This window comes from Ruegeria sp. HKCCD6647-2 (assembly GCF_057221075.1).
This window is the reverse complement of record NZ_JBWVBD010000004.1, coordinates 449,420-468,193: the sequence shown is the minus strand read 5'-3', so window position 1 is coordinate 468,193 and position 18,774 is coordinate 449,420. Positions and strand designations below refer to the sequence as shown.

Here is an 18,774-nt window from a genome sequence, read left to right as displayed (position 1 = left end):
ACAATGGAGAGATTATTAATTTATATCAGTCGTTTGCTGGTGGCACTCACGGTTTCCATCCTTGCGACCGCCGTCAAGGGTGATGTGATCCCGTACAGCGGGGCAGAAGTCGCCAAAAATATCGCTGTGTTCCGAATTGAAGACGAGGGCATTCGTCTGGAACTGGAAATCTACCCCGAGGATTTGGAGGTTTTCGAACACGCCTTTCAGTTGAAGCTCGTAACGGCATCCGTTGCCACACCAGCCAAGTTTCATCAGTCACTCGGTGAGAATCCGGAAAGCCCTGTGATCGCGAGTGCTGACGGGAAACCGTTGCCGTTTGACGTGATACGTATGGAACACCGTCAGAGAATAGACCGGGCCTCGCCTTTTGCCGGAAAGACCGACCCCCTTACCGGAAAGCCAATCCCCGGCCCACCTGAAAACCTGGACGTTATGTATCTTGAGGTGTTCTACAGTTTCGAGGGCGCGCGGCCCGAAACTCTGAGCATTCGCCCTCCATTTGCCATTGATGGTTCGCCTGCAGCTACAATAGGGTTCATGGTTTTCGATCGCCACGTCCCAGTGACTCGGTTCAGTTTTCTGAAGAAAGACATGCAACTGGCGATCAGTTGGCCCGACCCGTGGATTACGGCGTTCGCGAACCCCAATCTCAATCGTCCGTCACAAAGTGGGACAACTTCATTTCTGTATGTGACGTCGCGAGAGGTTCGGCACGAAATCCTCATCCGGGTTCGGGAACTCGCACCGTGGATTGACCAAGAGTTTGCAACGGGTATCAGGCTGGAACCCGCGCTTCAGTCGCAGGTTCTAACCGCCGCGTTAGAGGCGTTCAAAACTCGTAATTCGCTGAGTATCTCGGGAAATGCCGTCTCACCTAATTCGGCTCGTGGAACATTTCTGACGTTAGGAGAGCGAGGGTTTCAAGTCGTTGAAGGCCATCCAATGCTCATAGCCGATTCAACGTTTGTCGGCGTGATACTGACCTATCCGATCTCGGAGTTGCCGACTACTGCATCGATCAACTGGGAGATGTTTGATGATGCGATTCAGAAAGTCCCGATAACGCTGACAGACATTGCCGGCCCGTTCTTCGCCTGGGCATCACCGGACGAGCCTGTTGTCACATGGACCAACCATCTGAAACGATACAACAACCCCGAAGTCACGCCTGTTCAAGCTGCGGGCATCTTGGTTATTCCGTCGTGGACAGTGTTGGCCGTTGCCCTGTTCGTGGGCGCAGTCGTGATCGCGTTCCGATCATCCAGGACATTGACATGGATAGGCGTTGTGGCGCTATCAACAATATCTCTTATTGCGGGCATCGCTTTTTCAGGGAAACACGCAATTCCGGTCCTAAACCCGATCTCTGGCCAATCTGAAACACAGATTGTGACGAGTGCATTATCCCGTCTTCTGACCAACACATATGTAGCCGCTCTCGAAGTATCTTCCGAAGAGAGGAAACTGGCGCTTGCACCGATCGTCATGGGCGCATCGCTCTCTGATGTGGCTGCTGAGCTGGAAACCAGTTTGACGATCCGGGTGCCCGGCGGCGGGCGTGCGCAAATCGTCGACGTCACGAATGTCGTCATTGTCGACGGCGACATAACCCGCAGAGGAAAGTTCGAAGGCGTCGTGCAGTGGCGCGTCGACGCGCAGGCCGGCCATTGGGGTCATGATCACCGTCGGCGCGTGGAGTATCGCGCCCGGGTAGAGTTCCAGCCCGACCGAGGAAACTGGGCCCTGTCCGCCATCACAGTGTTGGAGGCACGTTCGCCAGATGTCTGATCGTTTGCGAAATATCCTGCTGGTTAGTGTAACCGCCTGTCTGATCGTCTCTGCGGTCGCAAGCCAGGCGCATTTTCTTCTGAACCTAAATGTGCGGATCTTCCATGTTGAGCACACAAATGACGGGCTCCGCATCTTTATGCGCGTGCCGATGCCATATCTTGTCGCGGACAAGACTGGCGAACCAATCGAGGGCGGTCTTCCCTCAGCTGCACCATTTACGACCAATGCTTTTGAGTATGGCCGCGTGGTTCACTTTGTTGATCCCGCCAAAATCGCCGCAGACCCGCTTGGGCTCGGCCAAATCGCTGAATCCGGTACAGTCTTAAAGACCCGGGAAACGCATGTTCCTGGTAATGTTGAATCTGTTGCGCTTCATCGTGTGGGCGAAGAACCTGGCTTTGCAACGTTGAATGAAGCCAAACACGCTGTATCTCAAGGCTCAACCCTGCAGGACAATCCGCTTGCCTATGTCGGCGACGTGGTTGTTGATACTGTAATACACTACAATTTCGGGCAGGCACCTTCGGCCTACACCCTATCCAGCCTTCTTAATCCCGGTTTGCCAGACCAGGATATCACCGCGAACCTTATCCTGGATTACGGTGTTAGCGATCCATTGATTTTTCGAACACGGGGACTGATGAAGGACCCGATCGAGGTCTCCAGATCCAGAATGGCGGGGATCATTACCTTTGTCTGGGAGGGGGTGCGCCACATTCTGGAGGGCATCGACCATGTCCTGTTTGTTATTTGCCTGGTCATCGGAGCGCACGGATTACATGCGCTTTTATGGCGGGTCACCGGCTTTACAGTTGGTCACAGCGTTACCTTGTCGCTTGGCTTCTTCGGCTACGTGCCATCGGGCGCATGGTTTGTCCCATTCGTGGAAACGGGTATCGCTTTGTCCATAATCTATGCGGCTTTTCTGGCAGTGTTGGAGGGCGGCTCAGATATCGACACCAACAGAAAGGTTTTTGTTATAACCGTCCTGATGGGCCTCCTTCACGGTCTCGGCTTCAGTTTCGTTTTGCACGAAATTCTGCAGGTAACGTCTCCGAATATCTGGCAGAGCCTATTGGCTTTCAACCTCGGCGTTGAAGTTGGTCAACTGGCAATTGTCCTGGTGACTTGGCCGCTTTTGTCCCTTTTTGCAAGGTTCGGCCCAACCCCGGAGATGTCGCTAAGGGTGTCGATTGCGATTGGTTGCGGAACGATTGCAAGCTGGTGGACTTTTGTGCGCGGAATAGACTTTCTGGAGATGCTACTAAGCTAAATTTAAGATACTGACGCCAAGCAAGAGCCTTTTAACGGCCGTTTCTGACCGACGATGCGCCCCTTGTTCCAAGCTGGGCGAAGCGCGCGAATGGCAGGTAAGTTTGGTGTTTCCATAACTGATCCTCCGATCCGCCATGCCCGCCCACAACGACAACCCGACGTTGACGAAAGAGGATATCACAAGATGCCGCGTTGCCGCCGAGGTTTGCGGTGAGCCCTACCTCTCAAATACCGCAAAGCGAAATTCTGGTAGGTGCGCCATTGCAGACCTTGGTCGCAGTGAGACGTGCTTATCACCGCAGATTTCACAGGGCAAAGTTACTGATATGTTGCAGGCGCCAGCGTCACAGACGGAGTACATGCACCGAACACTGAGCGTGTCGAACGACGAGAGCGGCTGTTGAACCCAAAAAGAACTCTTTCATCCCAGGTTTGTGCGAAGCAAGGACGATACAATCTATGCCATGTTTGTTTGCATACTCGGTGATCGCCCGCCCAGCCGATTGACTCTCGATCAAGACAGAAGAAACCTCAGTTTCGTTTTTTAAGCGCTCGGCTAAACGCACCTTTGCTTTTTGGAAAGATTTTTCTGCGATCCCTTCATCCATATAGTACATTATCTGTCTGTTTGGGGGCTCATGGATGTGCGCGGCAGTGATTTTTCCACCTTCCGACACAAGGGCGTGTGCCGCTGAAAGTGCGTGATCACTGATGCCGTGTTCGAGAGACAGCGCGACTAGGATGTTTTTGTACATTTCGAACCTCTGTTTTTAGATTCCGGTTTTCTGCTGTGAACCAGTCTCTCCAACGTCTTCTTTGGGAGACCAGGCACCCCAACCGTAAAAATGGGGTGCGTGCTGTTCCGTCTTGGGCTTTTGTGCTTTCCGTCCATTATCTGCTGAGCAGGAGGTCGGGTAGGAAGAGGGCCAACTCTGGTACAAAAGTCGTCAGCATCAGCGTCGGAAGCCAGGCAAAGGCTATGAAGATCAAAGTCGGCCAAAGCATGCGCGAAACCGGCTCATCACAGACCTGAGCTCCAAGGTAGAGTAGTGGCGCAGTTGGAGGGGTGATGTTCGCCATTCCCAGATTCACGCCAATCACGGCCGCAAAATGGATCGGATCCATGCCGGTGCTCTGCGCGATGGGCAGTAGGATCGGTGTCGCCAGAAGTAAGCCCGAGATATCATCCATCAACATCCCGATCAGGATCATCACCACGTTGATCATCAGAAGGATGACAATCGGGTTGTCAGACACGGAGTAGACCAGATCTTTGGCCAACTGAGGGGCACCCTGCGAGATCAGGTTGTCCGACACGATCAGAACCATGAAGATCATGACCATGACCACACCAATCGTAACACCGGAATTCTGGATGGTCTGAGCCAGTGTTTTCCAGGTCAGGCCACGATAGAAATAGATCGCAATTGGGATCGAGTAGACCACTGCGATACCGGCGGCTTCAGTCGGTGTCATGATACCACCATAGATTCCGCCCAGAATGATCAGTGGCATCATAAGCGCAGGCCCGGCCAGGCGCGCCTGTACTCCGAATGTCGGCAGAAATGGTTTAGGACGTTCCGTCAGGTTTATGTCGTCATACTTCCGAAGCATGAACTGATTTACGACGATCAAAAGGGTGATCAGGATGATCGCCGGAATGACCGTGGACAAGAAGCACTTCAGTACGTGCTGCTGTGCAACCCAGCCATAAAGGATGTGAGACGAACTCGGTGGAATCAACAGACCCAAGGGGCTGGCCGCCACGATCAGAGCCGCCGATTGCCCACCCGGATAGTTGGCCTTTTTCAGGTGGGGCATCATGATGCCGCCGATACAGGTCAGCGTTGCATTGGCACTACCGGAAATGGAGCCAAACACACCGCAGGCCAACACCCCAGCCGCGCTCAGTCCTCCTTTGATATGGCCAATGAACATTTCAGCCAGAGAGACAAGAGGGGCCGCGATTTTACCTTTCTCCATGATGCCTCCGGCGATCATGAAGAGTGGGATCGCCAGAAGTACAAGTGAGCGGATACCTGTAGAACCGGTGGGCAAGTAGCCGGTGATGGATTGATCTCCGACAAGGGCGATGAAAATCAAAACCGATCCGAATGCCACATAAACGCTGACGCCCAACAGCAGCATAAAGCAGACGATTAGGAGACTTCCTCCGATGATCATTGGGTCTCTCCTTTTTGCATTTCTGATCTCAGTGGAAGCCCGAGCCCCTTGCGGATATGCACGTACAGATATGCCGCCGTGAACGTCGCCATGAGGCCAAAGGCAATCATGATCGCAATCCGCCAGGTCACAAACGGAATGCGCAGCACTGGGGTTGCGCGCAGCCGCGGGAATGAGAAGTCATCAAGCAACGAGACGTAACAGGCGTACATGAGGAATAGGATCACCAGGATCTCGACGGTCAGGACGACAAAGCCGCGCCACCAGATCAACCGAGGGTTTTGGATCACAATGCCAAGAATGTCTGCGTTGATATGCAGGTTGCGGGCAGAGGCCAACACTGCGCCTGCAAAAAAGCCGATGATACTGATGCCCAGAAGCCATTCTTCATAGGCAAAGAGATCGCCACCAAATCCGTACCGGATGACAACAACGGCCCCAAACGTGAAAGCCATCAGGAAACCGGCAAACATGACGATCTGCCTCATGACAAAGGCTACTGCCTTCAACGGATACCCAATAGCAACCGGCAGCTCATCGGTGATTTTTTGAGAGCTCTTTTGTTCTGCGCTTTCGACGACCAATGGACGCTCAGTTTCTGAACTAGACATCTTTCTCCCTCCCTTTGTTGAGCTAGAGACGAAAAAAGGGCCAACTGATTTGCTGGCCCTTTTCTTCGTTGCTTATTGCTGTTCTTTAGCTGCCAGCAGGCGGTCAATGATGTCCTGACCGACATTTTGTGCCATCGCGGGCCAGACCGTTTCTTGAACATGAGTGGCCATTGCAGCCTGTTCTTCATCGCTCAGGCGCAGGATGGTGTAGCCTTTGTCGAGCAATTTCTGACCGAATACTTCGTCGTTCTCGCGGTTGTAGGCAAAGAAGTCTTCGGACGCCTTGGTCATTGCGGCCTGCAGTGCGGCACGCTGTTCGTCGTTCAACTTGTCGAGTGTCCGCTGCGACGCATAGAACGTTGTCAGTTCCGAGATCGAGTTGTACTCGACAAAGTGAGTGCCAACATCCGACTTTGCGAAGATCGAGTAGGTCGCGGTCTTGGTGCAGCAGATGGCCCCATCGACAATACCGGCCTGCAGTGCGGGGAAGATGTCGCCCCATGCCATGGTTGTCGCCTGGTAACCCAGTTCTTCAACCATCGATTTCACGACGCTGGACGACCAGACACGAATGTTCATGCCCTTGTCGTCAAAGGTGTTCCAGTTCTCGGGCTCTTGCGACGCAACGATGCCGATGAACCCTTCGGGGTTCTGCGCCATGACGCGGACACCGTATTCGTCGGTGATCTCTTGCAGGATGGTGTTGAACTCGGAATCCATGTTGAGCAGGGTGCTTTCCATGTCATCCCAACCGCCCAGCAGGAACGGCATGGACAGGAACTCAAGACGCGGATCGGTGTCGGCATAGATAAATGCCGAGGCCAAGTCGATATTGCCACGTGCAACATCTTCGAACAGCGCCTCACCTGAGCCCAGCTGGTTTGCAGGGAAGACCTCGACCTTCAGGCCGACATCCGCGGCTGCAACATCCGCTGCGACCTGCTCCATCATCTTCGTACCCTGATGATCGATCGGGAACACGCCGGCAAAACGCAGAGTCATGTCTTCCGCGAATGCTGCTGTCGACATCAGGGCACCCAGCGCGCCTGCCATCATACCTGTGGTAAACTTATTGAAACTCATCGAGATCTCCTCCTGTTTGACGAGTAACGCCCGCCCAGCGGCGTGCTGGAGCGGGCGTCGATTTGCTGGTGTCAGCAAAGTTCCGGGGCGATGAACTCGTACCCGAGATCATCGGCCACAGCCTTGTACGTCACCTTACCGTGGGCCACGTTCAGGCCGTTCATCAGGTGACGATTGTCTGCAAGCGCCTGCTTCCAGCCGTTGTTGGCAATGGCCAGAGCGTGCGGCAGGGTGACGTTGTTAAGCGCGTAAGTCGACGTTCGGGCGACTGCGCCCGGCATGTTGGCGACGCAGTAATGAACAACATCGTCGACAACGTAGGTGGGCTCTGCGTGCGTGGTGGCTTTGGACGTTTCAAAGCAGCCACCCTGATCGATCGCCACGTCCACGACGACCGCACCGGGTTTCATTTTCGAGATCAGCTCGCGCGAGACCAGCTTGGGCGCAGCAGCGCCCGGGATCAGAACCGCGCCAACAACCAGATCTGCATTGGTGACTTCTTCCTCCAGTGCAGCTTTGGTTGAATAGACAACCTTGGCCGAGGCCTCGAAGTGGTTTTCCAGCTTCTCCAGAACTGCAGGGTTACGGTCCAGAATGGTCACGTCCGCGTGCAGGCCGACGGCCATCTGGGCCGCGTTGAAACCAACAACGCCACCGCCGATGACCACAACTTTGCCCGGCTTCACACCAGGCACGCCGCCCAGCAATACGCCCAGACCGCCCTTGGCCTTTTCCAACGCGCTGGCCCCGGCCTGGATCGACATGCGACCGGCAACCTGGCTCATCGGTTTCAGCAGGGGCAGACCGCCATTGTCGTCGGTGACGGTCTCATAGGCGATACAGACCGCGCCCGAGTTGACTAGATCTTTGGTCTGCTCTGGATCGGGGGCCAGATGCAAATAGGTATAAAGGATCTGACCTTCACGCAGCATGGCGCGTTCCACGGCCTGAGGTTCCTTCACCTTCACGATCATCTCTGCATTGGCAAAGATATCGGCTGCAGTTGCAGCAATCTCGGCTCCGGCAGCCCGATAGGCGTCGTCATCTGCGCCAATGCCAGTCCCGGCATTGGTCTCTACGATGACGTTGTGACCATGCGAGACCAGTTCCGCGACGCTTTCGGGGGTCAGGCCAACCCGATATTCATGGTTCTTGATTTCCTTGGGAACACCGATGAACATGTTCTTCACTCCTTGGATCGGATGATCATTTTGCCGTCGGCATGACGAACTCGGCACCTTCCGAGATGCTCTCGGGCCAGCGCTGCATGATGGATTTCTGCTTGGTGTAGAAACGCACACCCTCTTCGCCGTAGGCGTGCATGTCTCCGAACAGGCTCTTCTTCCAGCCGCCAAAGCCGTGCCAGGCCATCGGAACCGGGATCGGAACATTGACGCCGACCATGCCGACCTGAACCTGCTTGCCGAACTCACGCGCTACATTGCCGTCGCGGGTGAACAGCGACACGCCGTTGCCGAACTCGTGGTCGTTGATCAGTTGCAGACCTTCCGCGAAACTCGAGACGCGGACGCAGGACAGAACCGGGCCGAAGATCTCTTCCTTGTAGATCTTCATGTCGGGGGTGACGTTGTCGAACAGGGTGCCGCCAAGGAAATAGCCTTCCTCGTGGCCTTCGACGGTATAGTCGCGGCCATCGACCAGAAGGTCCGCACCTTCTTCGACGCCAGAGTCGATGTACCCTTTGATCCGGTCCCGCGCGGCTGCGGTGACAATCGGACCCATCTCGGCGTCCAGCTCAAGACCGTTTTTGACCTTCAAGGTTTCGGCGCGTTCTTTCAGGACCGGCATCAGCTTGTCGGCGGCATCGCCAACCAGCAGGGCAACCGAGATCGCCATGCAGCGCTCTCCGGCCGAGCCATAGGCCGCGCCGATCAGTGCGTCGGCTGCCTTGTTCATATCGGCATCGGGCATCACCAGCATGTGGTTCTTTGCGCCACCCAGCGCCTGAACGCGCTTGCCGTGCCGCGCACCGCCTTCGTAGATATAGTTGGCGATCGGTGTCGAACCGACGAAGGACACGGCCTTGACGTCGTCATTTTCCAGCAACGCATCCACGGCGACCTTGTCACCCTGAACGACGTTGAACACACCGTCGGGGAAACCGGCCTTCTGCATCAGATCCGCATACAGCAGCGAGGCTGACGGGTCGGTCGGCGACGGCTTCAGGATAAAGGTATTGCCTGCGGCGATGGCGATCGGGAACATCCACATCGGCACCATGACCGGGAAGTTGAAGGGAGTGATCCCGGCGACAACACCCAACGCCTGACGCGTGGTCCAGTTGTCCATGCCAGTGGAGACTTGTTCCGTGTAATCGCCCTTGAGGAGTTGCGGAATGCCGCAGGCAAACTCGATGATATCAATGCCGCGCTCAACTTCGCCTTGGGCGTCGGTGAACACCTTGCCGTGCTCAACCGTGATGGCACGGGCCAACTCGTCCTTATGCTCGCGCACCAGGGCCAGGAAGTTGTTCATCAGGCGGGCACGGCGGATCGGAGGCGTGTTCGACCACTTGGGGAACGCAGCTTTGGCAGCGGTCACCGCGTCGTTCACTGTCTGTACAGTCGCCAGTGACACTTCGCCGGTTTGCGCACCGGTTGCGGGATTGAAAACAGGCTGAGTATTCTCACCGGAAGGAGCAGTGATTTGGCCATTAATGTAGTGGCCGATCAAAGCGATCGGGGATGCATCTTTCATGATGTCAGTCCTTTTTGGGGTTAGAAGTCAGGGGTTATGGCAGGTCAGCCAATACCTCTCCAAGTGTTTGACAGAGTGTCGTTATTTCGGGTTCCGAGATGATCAGTGGTGGCGACAAGGCGATGATGTCTCCGGTGACACGGATCATTATTCCGGCGTCCCAGGCCCGTTTCATCGCATCATAGCCTCTTGCACCTGGCGCACCCTCTCGTGGTGCCAGCTCAACCGCGCCCACCAATCCCAGATTGCGGATATCGATGACGTTCGGCAGACCTTTGAGGCTGTGAAGTTGATCTTCCCAGGGCTGCGACAGCAATGCAGCGCGGCGGAATAGATCATTCTGCTTGTAACTCTCTAGCGTAGCCAGCGCAGCGGCGCAGGACACAGGGTTGGCGGAATAGGTATAGCCGTGGAACAGCTCGATCGGCGCATCAGCGTTTTCCATAGCCGAGGCATAGATCTTGTCGGATACAATGACCGCACCCATCGGAATAACGCCGTTGGTCAGGCCTTTTGCGGTCGTGATGATGTCGGGCTTCACATCGAAATACTCCGATGCAGTCGCGGTCCCCAAACGACCAAAGGCGGTGATGACCTCGTCGAAGATCAGCAGAATGCCATGGCGGTCGCAGATTTCCCGTAGCCGCTTCAGATACCCTTTGGGCGGAAGGAGAACACCGGTAGACCCGGCCATCGGCTCAACGATCACGGCCGCAATGGTCGAGGCGTCATGCAAGGCAACCAGACGTTCCAGATCATCCGCCAGTTCCGCACCGTATTCCGGGCAACTGCGTGAGAAGGCGTTTTTCTCCAGATCATGCGTGTGACGCAGGTGATCAACGCCGGTCAGAAGCGTGCCGAAATGCATGCGGTTCTTGACGATACCGCCAACCGAAATACCACCAAAGCCGGTCCCATGATAACCACGCTCGCGCCCGATCAGACGTGTACGGGCCCCATCGCCACGCATCCGGTGGTAATGCAAGGCAATCTTGAGCGCCGTATCAACGGACTCGGATCCCGAGTTGGTAAAGAAGGCATGGTTCATCCCGTCCGGCATCATTGCGGTCAGTTTCCCTGACAGTTCGAACGCCTGAGGGTGGGAGAACTGGAAGTTCGGCGCATAATCCAACTCGTGCACCTGTTTCTGCACCGCTTCAACGATCAGCGGGTCACGGTGACCTGCATTGACGCACCACAGCCCGGCAGTGCCGTCCATGACCTTGCGGCCATCGGAACTGGTGTAATACATCCCCTCGGCCGACTGGATCATCCGGGGCTCGCGAAGGAAATCACGATTGGCTGAAAACGGCATCCAAAACGATGACATTGTGTTGGGTTGATCGAGCACGTTCATTCCTCGTGAAGCAGATTTGCATTTGATGACAAATCCTTGCAGAGTTCAGACCTTCCGCACACCCGGCTTTGTCTTAATCTGTAAGTTATTGAAAAAAATCGTTGGACCCCTAGAATGCTTTCGATCCAAAGCAAGAAAGCACTAGAGTAACGGTTTTGTCATCAGATCTCGAAACAGCCCGTCGTCTAAAGTTGATTCGGACGACCAAAGGCCTCAGTCAACGTGAAATGGCCAAACGCGCGGGAGTGGGTAGCGGGACGATTTCTCAAATCGAAAGTGGATCAACTCAACCTTCCGTGGCACTTCTCAAAAAGATCCTTGCCGCAGTAGACGTCAACTTGGGTTTTTTCTTCAGTTTTGAATTGCAAAACGAGGAGTCGTTTTATTACCCGCACGAAAGAATGCGCGATCTTGGATCACCCGGAGTTTCCTATTTACTTGTTGCAGGTGAGCGCCGTGACAGAAAACTTCAGATGCTCATAGAAGAGTACGATGTCGGTGCTGACTCGGGCCGATCAGAACTGTCGCACGAAGGAGAGGAATGCGCGGTTGTGATAGAGGGTCGTCTTGAAGTCACAGTAGATGGGCAGTCCAGGGTTCTGAGCCCCGGGGACGCGTACTACTTCTCAAGCATTTTGCCACACAGGTTTCGGAATGCCGGTGATACGCCGTGCAAAGTGATCAGCGCATGCACACCTTCATCGTTCTGACTGAGTCACAAGAGCTCTTTTGTGAGCGTTTTCAATATTTTGCGGGATGGTGAAACTCGACGACCAACTTAGAATGTAGAAATGAAATCGACATTCACAACCAGGGGCCATTTGTCGAATTTCTTACGCGATCCCGGACGGCGAACTCTCTTCAGATTTCGCGCTTGCAGCGAATGACCGGTTCGGGGCCGCTGCACTGCGGCACCGTCCAGCAAGATGAATGACCGGTTTGGGCCGTCCATGAGGATAGCGTGGCTTGTTGTTCGGCCGATGCTGCGCTGTCTCCAAGTTCTGGAACGAGCCCGTTGCAGCCGCTGTACTGCCCGTAACTATTCAGTTGTCCCTTCAGGCAACCCGGCTTTCCGCAATCCGTCAAGATAGCGCTCCAAATCGCCTGTGTTCTTAAAATAGGGCAGGTTCTCTCGAAGTTGAGCGATTGTTAAATGAGGCAGCAATTCCAGAAGCTTTCCGAGTGCGGCTTCTGCTTCTGCAAACTGTCCCAAATTTCCTGCACTCGCGGCCAGCGTACGATACCCGCCCGGAAACTGAGGGTTTGCCTCAACGGCTTTTCTCGCCCACCCGACAGCTTCCTCATCCAAGCCAGCCACAAAAGCGGCAATTGACAAGTAGCCATACCAGGTCGCGATATGAACGTCGCGTGGGCTTAGACGAAATGCGGCTTCATACTGTTCGAGCGCCGCATCATATTTGCCCGCAACCCCGAGAGCGGCCCCCAACAGAGCAAGGTTTTCAGCTTCTTTCGGGTTGGCGGCGACGGCTCGTTCGTAGTAGCGGAGCGCGGCATCGTGGTTGTTTGAAAAGAAGTGGACGAGCCCAATCGACCTGAGCGCTTGGGAATCCTGGCTATCCAACGCGAGGCCACGTTCGGCGCTCAGGAGGGCCTCCTGAAACGAGTCTTCCCGCGACTCGCTCCAGCCAAAAAAGCCGTCCATCAGATACGTCACAGCCAACGTGCTATGGGAGTTCGCTTGGTTCGGTTCTAAGTCGATGGCTTGACTCAGAAAACGTTGGGCTTTGGCATTGTCGTCTTTGGTAAAGCGCAGTAGGTGCCAATAGCCGCGCATGAAGGCGTCCCAGGCATCGAGATTGCGCGTTTCCATTCGATGAGCGCGCTTAAGTTCTGCGGAAAGAAATTCGGGGGCAACCGATGTGACGATACGCTGGGTGATCTCGTCCTGAACTTGAAAGATGTCCTTTAGCTCCCGGTTATATCGCTCTGCCCAAATATGTTTGTCTTCGAGCGCATCGACAAGCCGGGCCGTGATCCGGAGGCTTTCACCGGATCTTCGGACGCTGCCCTCCAGAATGTACTGAACCCCAAGTTCGCGTGCGACATCCTCAATATCCACAGACACGTCTTTGTACGCAAAGCTCGAGTTTCGGCTGATGACGAAAAAATACCCGAAGTCGGAAAGATCCGAGATGATGTCCTCGGTCATCCCGTCCGCAAAGTACTCCTGCTCCACGTCACCACTCATATTTGCGAAGGGTAGCACCGCAATTGAGGGTTTATCAGGCAGGGCCAGCGCTGAACTAGCAACTGGCACCTGTTCTTGATTGGACGCCCACGGTTTTTGCCACGCAATACCGAACACCCCTCCCAAAAGTGCCAGGATGGCGACAGCGAATGCCGCCGGGAGCCAGCGCGCCAGCGTCGGCCTTGCCACGCCGATAACCTTTCCTGCATCCTCCGGCCCCAAGAGCACACGGTATGCGCGAACTGGCTCTGCAATGTTCTTGACTTTTAGCGCGCCAAGCGACTCGAAACCGGCCCCAAATTTCGTTTTGACTTGGTCGAACGCCGTTCCCGATATGCAGATGCCGCCTGGATCAGCCATGGCCTCGAGGCGCGCGGCAATATTGACGCCGTCGCCGTAGATGTCGTCGTCTTCGACGACTACGTCGCCTAGATTGATCCCTATGCGAAATTCGATGCGGTCGTCCTCGGAGAGTTCGGCATTGTAGCCGGCTACATTGTGCTGGACAGTCACGGCGCAACTGATGGCCTCGACGACGCTTGCAAATTCGACGAGCGCGCCGTCGCCCATGAGCTTAACAACGCGACCGCGATGTTCGGCGATCTCCGGATGGATGATTTCGCTGCGCAATTTTTTGAGGCGGGTTACAGTTTCTTCCTCGTTGGCCTCAGTCAGGCGGCTGAAGCCAACAACGTCGGCTGCGAGTATGGCGGCTAGGCGGCGCTCCATCGACCACCCTCCCTAGCTACAGATTCTAGCGTATCAGCCTCGAAGAATCCATTGCCGGAGAGAAAATGCAGTCATCGTTCGGTGATATATGGTAGCTACATGACCAACTTCTGGACTCCGAAATTCCCATAGCAATTGTTTTTAGCCTCGATAGAAGCCGTGACGAGGAAGCTCCATCTGGCTTCTGGATTTCCAAGGCCCCTTTTGTTGTGCACAGTCGGCTTTGGGAAACGCTTAGATCTCGCACGTGCAGCGAATGGCAGCTTCGGTGAAAGCTGCACTGCGGCACCACCTGGCAAGATGAATGACTGGTTTGGGCCGATCTGTCACAGATCGCGTACCCATCCTTCTCATACAGTCGCACTTCGCGGCTGACGCTATTAAATTTGGAGTTAGGAAACTGGGGCGATTGTCCGGGATATTGAGAGTAGAGACGGATTTTCGAGTGAACAAGCCTCTGATAGGAGTAGACCTTCGACAAAACAGAACCCGACTGGCGCCCATGAGACAACACCGTTGTTTCCGCGGCTCCTTTCCAATTGATGATCTTTCAAGACAATTAACATTGTTCAGAAGACCCTGCACGCTGATCCAAGTCCAGTACCGCAGGGTCGATCATGCGGTTTTTTGCGCTCATCCTGACGGAATTCCGCATGGCTTCACTTTGGCGAAGCAATCGCCGGAAACGCGACTCGTCGAGCATAAGTAGTGTAGAGGGAGCCAACGCCCGCACGTTAACGCGACGGGGCCGTTTCAACAACATGGCCAATTGCCCGAACATTTCGCCACGACCTAACCGCGTAGTGTGTCTGCCGAACTCCACTTCGACTGCGCCAGAAGCGATGAAGTACACACTCCGGGCGAGTTCATCTTTGGAGATGATGGTGTCACCGGCATTGGCATAACGGGTAAGCAGTGCTCTGCTGAGTTTTCTCAGTGATGCTTTGTCGAGATCAGAGAATAGCGGGAACTGCCGGACCAGATCCCGTCTTTTGAGGGCGATGTCCAGTACCGGACGCCCTTCAGTTAAAGCACGTCGTGCCGCCACTTCTTGCATCAACACCGAATAGAGTTCTTCGCCTACCAGGCCGTCCTCGCGCATGACGGCGTATTCACGCTCTTCCAGTCGCAGTGCCGTCCTTCGGATGAACCGCCGCTCCAGCTTTTCGGCATAGCCCGGATATTGCAGCCGCAATCCGTCAAGTGCGGCTTCAACTGCCTCGGATCGGCGCGCCAACAAGTCATCAAGCAATTCCGCAACCCTGCGACCGTGGATCCGGCGTATTCGGCCACGGACAAATCCATCGAGATCCCGAAGGATCAGGCGTTGCATGAGCAATCTTTCAAACCGATCCGTCGTAATACGCGTGAGTGGAAACGAGATTCGAAGCCGGTTGTGAAGAAACACGGCGATCCGAAAAGACCTGCCGTAGACGACGGACCGATTTGACGCACGCTGATAGCCGATCCGGCCTCCGGTCCGAGCGCCTTCAATGAGTCTATCCGCGTCGGACAGAATTTTTTCACTCAGAACCGACGACATGGTGCGCTCTCGCATTCGGGCTAACACGGAATCTCGCTCCGCACCGGCCAGTGCAATCAGGCCAAGCGTGATCCGGTCACGGTCAAGGATCTGAGCGCTGTCTTCGGCGGCCTTTACAGCCTCGTCGAGGCGTTCGCTGAACTGTTTGGCTTCGGTTCTGACGATATCGTGGGTCAGGTTGTAGTTTTCTGCGGTGCGGGACACGTCCTCGCGCACTGATTGCAAGGCGACCGCGACCACCTGGCGTGATAGGGCCGTATCAAGCGGAGAGAGCTTGTCGAGCCCCAGCTTTGTGATCACCGAGCGCAAGGTTGTGCCCTGAACAATCAGCGTAAACAGCGTAAAGCCTGTGGCCAGGATGCCAACAAGACGCTTGGTCTCGAGCGGAATATGCGTGCTTTCGGTGACTGCCAGCGCCAGCGCCAGAGTCACGGCACCCCGCAGCCCACCCCACAGCATCGCGGTGCGATAGGGGCGGTCCACTGCTGGCGAAAGACCGATTGTCGTGAGCAATGGCAACAACCCGAACAGAACCGCCGCCCGCGCCAGTATTGCAGCAAGAACCACCACAGCCAACAGGCCAAAGTCAGACGGTCGCACGCCTTCCAACAATCTCGGTATCAGCAATGCTGCAAGAATAAAGATCAGAGCCCCGGCCCAATGCGCCAGAAGGTCCCATACTTCTTGCAGATTTGCCCAAGCGACCGGTGACAATCGACCGGGGCCGGTCAGATTGAGAGTAAGGCCTGCCGCCACAACAGCGATGACACCCGAAGCACCGATGCTTTGTTCAGCAACGATATAAGAGAGATACGGCAGCGCAACGGAAACTGAAATCTGCGCCATTTCCCAGCGGTCTACGAAAGCCATCAGCCAAACCGCCATGCGCGCCATGAGCCAACCGGTGAGTACTCCGCCTAAGATCAACAGAGGAAATTGCCCCAAGGCTTCACTTAGTAAGGGATCGGGTCTTCCGAGCATGACAAAGCTCATGAATAGCCCAAAAAGAGCAATCGCTGCGGCATCGTTGAGAAGGCTTTCGCCCTCGATAATTCGTGACAGCCTGCGTGGTGCGGAGATGGATCGAAAAATGCTGACAACCGCTGAGGGATCAGTTGTCGACACAATAGCACCGATCAACAGGCAGGCGGCCAGCGGCAATGTACTTACCCAACTGAGCGCGTAGCCAATAGAAAGTGTAGCCACAATCACTGCAACAACGGCCATCATCAGGATGGGCATCCAGTCGTCCAGCATCCTGCGAAGGTTCATGCCGAGTGTGGCCTGAAAGAGCAACGTTGGCAGGAAAACATAAAGGAATACGTTAGACCGGATCGGCAGATCAATGATCGCTTGCGCCCCAGGGTTCAGGGCATCCGTCAGGTCAGTGTTGAGAAAAAAGGTCGCGCCAAGCCCGATCACCACCCCCAGGACGGCGAGAATAACGCTGAAAGGCAAGCGCAACCGAGCAGCCAGTGGCTCCGCCACGCCGATTACAACAAAAAACGAAGTGATGATGGTCGTAATGACGACTATATCCATCAATACCTATTACCTGAGAACTCGAACTAAGGGAATCCAACCTTCAAACCGGATCGACCCTGTGGGATCAAAATGTGAACTTACACACGTCCAGAATGTGTAGTTGCAGCGAATGTCAGGAATGACGGGCCGCAGTGCGACACCAGCACGGTGAGTGAACGGCAGGTTTGGGCCGCCTGTGAAAGCGACCCAACTGCACTAGATTTCAATGGCTTCGGCGATAGCTAGAGCGTCTTCAAGTTCGACGCCCAGATATCTAACTGTGCTGTCCATCTTGGTATGTCCAAGAAGCAACTGCACGGCGCGCAGGTTGCCAGTCTTCTTGTAGATCTGGGTTACTTTGGTACGCCGCATTGAATGCGTTCCGTATGCGCTTGCCTCAAGGCCGATGGATGTGACCCAATCACGGACGATCCGCGCATACTGGCGTGTTGAAATGTGCAAGCGCTCATGGAAGCGGCCAGGCCAAAGATACTCCGAGCCAACCATGAGATCATCCTCCATCCACTTTTCGACTGAAGCACGTGTGCCCTCGGAAATCTCGAAGCGGACTGGTTTCTGAGTTTTGCTTTGCAGGACGGAGGCGCGCTCTTTGATTTGTCCCGATGCCATCACGTCGACGACTTTCATCCTCACAAGATCACAGCCGCGAAGTTTGCTGTCGATTGCCATATTGAACAGCGCGAGGTCACGATGGTTCTCGGCCAGTTCAAGTCGAACTCGGATCGCCCAGACGTGCTTTGGCTTCAGCGGTCTTTTCTGGCCAACGATACGTCCTTTGTTCCAGGCTGGGCGAAGCGCGCGAATGGCCGGTAAGTTTGGTGTTTCCATGTCTGATCCTCCGATCCGCCATGCCCTCCCAAAGCGACAACCCGACGTTGACGAGGCACCATATCAGAGGATTGCTGCGCTGCCTCCGAGGTCTGCAGTGAGCCCACTGTGACCGATGCTGCATCTGCATCCCGCATTGCTGACACTAACCGCGTTTGTGAAATCTGGAACTCGCTGAATTCAAACTAAAGGGACAAGCAGGTCATTCGAGCGGAGAACTTTACCGTTCCTATCGGCCCCGAATATCCGTTAAAACTCTTTTCCACTTCTCTGCGTCGCGGCTCGCAATTCGGATCATTCGTCGCTGGTGCGGACCGACGCCGTTGTAAGATGACGTAGCCTAGAGCAAAGACGTCGTCTGACAACTTAGGCAATCTATGGACCGTCGGTCATACAAACCAGCCGCACTCGTCAAGCCAACCGCGCATCCGCTGGCTCAACCCTGGGTCTTGTGTTCCGTTCATCCCTCGGATCATCACCCGGACGCGGTTGTAATCTGCTTGCACGAACGTTGCGCGCTAGCCGCTGCGCCCACGAATTTCTCCGCCACCGATAATGGGATACTCAATCATTGTTCCAATTACGCCTGGATTTTTTCCTCTCCGTCATAAACGCATTTCAGAACTTTCTTTGCGTCGCCCTGCATGAAAAACTCGCCTGGTCCCCCGTTTTCCACAAACGTTCCTCGCAGGATCGTGGCATTTTCCTCATCGCAGGCGGCAAGAGTCAGAAGAGCGGCGAGCGCAGCGCACGCAAACAAAGGTTTCATAGCGTTCCGTCCTTATCGGGGAGACAGATCGTCACCGCATTGCAAGGCAGCGGAATGAACAAACATGTGACTTCTTTCGCCACTGAGTCTGGTCCAACCGAGATTCCGTTACGAACTTTGGCAATTGGG

Annotated in this window: 14 protein-coding genes; 3 read left to right on the top strand and 11 right to left on the bottom strand. The window is 55.0% G+C overall.

The window, feature by feature from the left end:
- The first annotated feature begins 3 nt into the window (after positions 1 to 3).
- Together AC2TDJ_RS13770 and AC2TDJ_RS13765 are read left to right on the top strand one after the other, a co-directional pair.
- A complete protein-coding gene (locus AC2TDJ_RS13770; protein WP_480843007.1) occupies positions 4 to 1,791 on the top strand; it encodes a hypothetical protein in 1,788 nt (595 codons plus the stop codon).
- Complete coding sequence (locus tag AC2TDJ_RS13765; RefSeq protein WP_480843006.1) at positions 1,784 to 3,067, top strand: HupE/UreJ family protein; 1,284 nt, start codon at positions 1,784 to 1,786, stop codon at positions 3,065 to 3,067. The genes AC2TDJ_RS13770 and AC2TDJ_RS13765 overlap by 8 nt, the downstream gene beginning before the upstream one ends.
- Positions 3,068 to 3,413: 346 nt before the next feature.
- On the opposite strand, the gene AC2TDJ_RS13760 is transcribed toward AC2TDJ_RS13765, so the two are convergent.
- The 7 genes from AC2TDJ_RS13760 to aptA form a co-directional block, all read right to left on the bottom strand.
- Complete coding sequence (locus tag AC2TDJ_RS13760) at positions 3,414 to 3,824, bottom strand: universal stress protein (RefSeq protein ID WP_480843005.1); 411 nt, start codon at positions 3,822 to 3,824, stop codon at positions 3,414 to 3,416.
- Positions 3,825 to 3,960: 136 nt separating this feature from the next.
- The gene (locus AC2TDJ_RS13755; RefSeq protein WP_480843004.1) at positions 3,961 to 5,253 is read right to left on the bottom strand and encodes a TRAP transporter large permease; all 1,293 of its coding nucleotides are present in this window, start codon (positions 5,251 to 5,253) and stop codon (positions 3,961 to 3,963) included.
- Positions 5,250 to 5,864, bottom strand: coding sequence for a TRAP transporter small permease (locus tag AC2TDJ_RS13750; RefSeq protein WP_480843003.1), 615 nt, complete (start codon positions 5,862 to 5,864; stop codon positions 5,250 to 5,252). Before AC2TDJ_RS13750 ends, AC2TDJ_RS13755 begins: the two co-directional genes overlap by 4 nt.
- 72 nt (positions 5,865 to 5,936) lie before the next feature.
- The gene (gene dctP / locus AC2TDJ_RS13745; RefSeq protein WP_480843002.1) at positions 5,937 to 6,947 is read right to left on the bottom strand and encodes a TRAP transporter substrate-binding protein DctP; all 1,011 of its coding nucleotides are present in this window, start codon (positions 6,945 to 6,947) and stop codon (positions 5,937 to 5,939) included.
- A gap of 71 nt (positions 6,948 to 7,018) precedes the next feature.
- Positions 7,019 to 8,128, bottom strand: a complete 1,110-nt coding sequence (ald, locus tag AC2TDJ_RS13740) for an alanine dehydrogenase (protein ID WP_480843001.1) — start codon at positions 8,126 to 8,128, stop codon at positions 7,019 to 7,021.
- Between the two features lie 25 nt (positions 8,129 to 8,153).
- Positions 8,154 to 9,665, bottom strand: coding sequence for a CoA-acylating methylmalonate-semialdehyde dehydrogenase (locus AC2TDJ_RS13735; protein ID WP_480843000.1), 1,512 nt, complete (start codon positions 9,663 to 9,665; stop codon positions 8,154 to 8,156).
- Between the two features lie 34 nt (positions 9,666 to 9,699).
- Positions 9,700 to 11,022: an omega-aminotransferase AptA gene (aptA, locus tag AC2TDJ_RS13730; protein ID WP_480842999.1), complete on the bottom strand. Its 1,323-nt coding sequence runs from the start codon at positions 11,020 to 11,022 to the stop codon at positions 9,700 to 9,702.
- Between the two features lie 155 nt (positions 11,023 to 11,177).
- Between aptA and AC2TDJ_RS13725 the strand changes: the two genes are divergently transcribed.
- Entirely contained in the window at positions 11,178 to 11,732 is a 555-nt protein-coding gene (locus tag AC2TDJ_RS13725) for a cupin domain-containing protein (RefSeq protein ID WP_480842998.1), read from the top strand.
- A gap of 329 nt (positions 11,733 to 12,061) precedes the next feature.
- Here the strand turns inward: AC2TDJ_RS13725 and AC2TDJ_RS13720 are convergent, their stop codons facing one another.
- The 4 genes from AC2TDJ_RS13720 to AC2TDJ_RS13705 all read right to left on the bottom strand — a co-directional run bounded on the left by AC2TDJ_RS13720 (position 12,062) and on the right by AC2TDJ_RS13705 (position 18,645).
- The gene (locus tag AC2TDJ_RS13720; protein ID WP_480842997.1) at positions 12,062 to 13,960 is read right to left on the bottom strand and encodes an adenylate/guanylate cyclase domain-containing protein; all 1,899 of its coding nucleotides are present in this window, start codon (positions 13,958 to 13,960) and stop codon (positions 12,062 to 12,064) included.
- A 559-nt stretch (positions 13,961 to 14,519) separates the two neighbouring features.
- On the bottom strand, positions 14,520 to 17,045 hold the full coding sequence (locus AC2TDJ_RS13715) for a cation:proton antiporter (protein WP_480842996.1): 2,526 nt from the start codon (positions 17,043 to 17,045) through the stop codon (positions 14,520 to 14,522).
- A gap of 198 nt (positions 17,046 to 17,243) precedes the next feature.
- Positions 17,244 to 17,876, bottom strand: coding sequence for a tyrosine-type recombinase/integrase (locus tag AC2TDJ_RS13710; protein ID WP_480842995.1), 633 nt, complete (start codon positions 17,874 to 17,876; stop codon positions 17,244 to 17,246).
- A 580-nt stretch (positions 17,877 to 18,456) separates the two neighbouring features.
- The gene (locus AC2TDJ_RS13705) at positions 18,457 to 18,645 is read right to left on the bottom strand and encodes a hypothetical protein (protein ID WP_480842994.1); all 189 of its coding nucleotides are present in this window, start codon (positions 18,643 to 18,645) and stop codon (positions 18,457 to 18,459) included.
- Positions 18,646 to 18,774 lie beyond the last annotated feature (129 nt).

Bases quoted from the DNA above. Each gene is read 5' to 3' on its own strand.
- AC2TDJ_RS13770 (WP_480843007.1), top strand. From the start codon at position 4: ATGGAGAGATTATTAATTTATATCAGTCGTTTGCTGGTGGCACTCACG.
- AC2TDJ_RS13765 (WP_480843006.1), top strand. From the start codon at position 1,784: ATGTCTGATCGTTTGCGAAATATCCTGCTGGTTAGTGTAACCGCCTGT.
- AC2TDJ_RS13760 (WP_480843005.1), bottom strand. From the start codon at position 3,824: ATGTACAAAAACATCCTAGTCGCGCTGTCTCTCGAACACGGCATCAGT.
- AC2TDJ_RS13755 (WP_480843004.1), bottom strand. From the start codon at position 5,253: ATGATCATCGGAGGAAGTCTCCTAATCGTCTGCTTTATGCTGCTGTTG.
- AC2TDJ_RS13750 (WP_480843003.1), bottom strand. From the start codon at position 5,864: ATGTCTAGTTCAGAAACTGAGCGTCCATTGGTCGTCGAAAGCGCAGAA.
- dctP (WP_480843002.1), bottom strand. From the start codon at position 6,947: ATGAGTTTCAATAAGTTTACCACAGGTATGATGGCAGGCGCGCTGGGT.
- ald (WP_480843001.1), bottom strand. From the start codon at position 8,128: ATGTTCATCGGTGTTCCCAAGGAAATCAAGAACCATGAATATCGGGTT.
- AC2TDJ_RS13735 (WP_480843000.1), bottom strand. From the start codon at position 9,665: ATGAAAGATGCATCCCCGATCGCTTTGATCGGCCACTACATTAATGGC.
- aptA (WP_480842999.1), bottom strand. From the start codon at position 11,022: ATGAACGTGCTCGATCAACCCAACACAATGTCATCGTTTTGGATGCCG.
- AC2TDJ_RS13720 (WP_480842997.1), bottom strand. From the start codon at position 13,960: ATGGAGCGCCGCCTAGCCGCCATACTCGCAGCCGACGTTGTTGGCTTC.
- AC2TDJ_RS13715 (WP_480842996.1), bottom strand. From the start codon at position 17,045: ATGGATATAGTCGTCATTACGACCATCATCACTTCGTTTTTTGTTGTA.
- AC2TDJ_RS13710 (WP_480842995.1), bottom strand. From the start codon at position 17,876: ATGGAAACACCAAACTTACCGGCCATTCGCGCGCTTCGCCCAGCCTGG.
- AC2TDJ_RS13705 (WP_480842994.1), bottom strand. From the start codon at position 18,645: ATGAAACCTTTGTTTGCGTGCGCTGCGCTCGCCGCTCTTCTGACTCTT.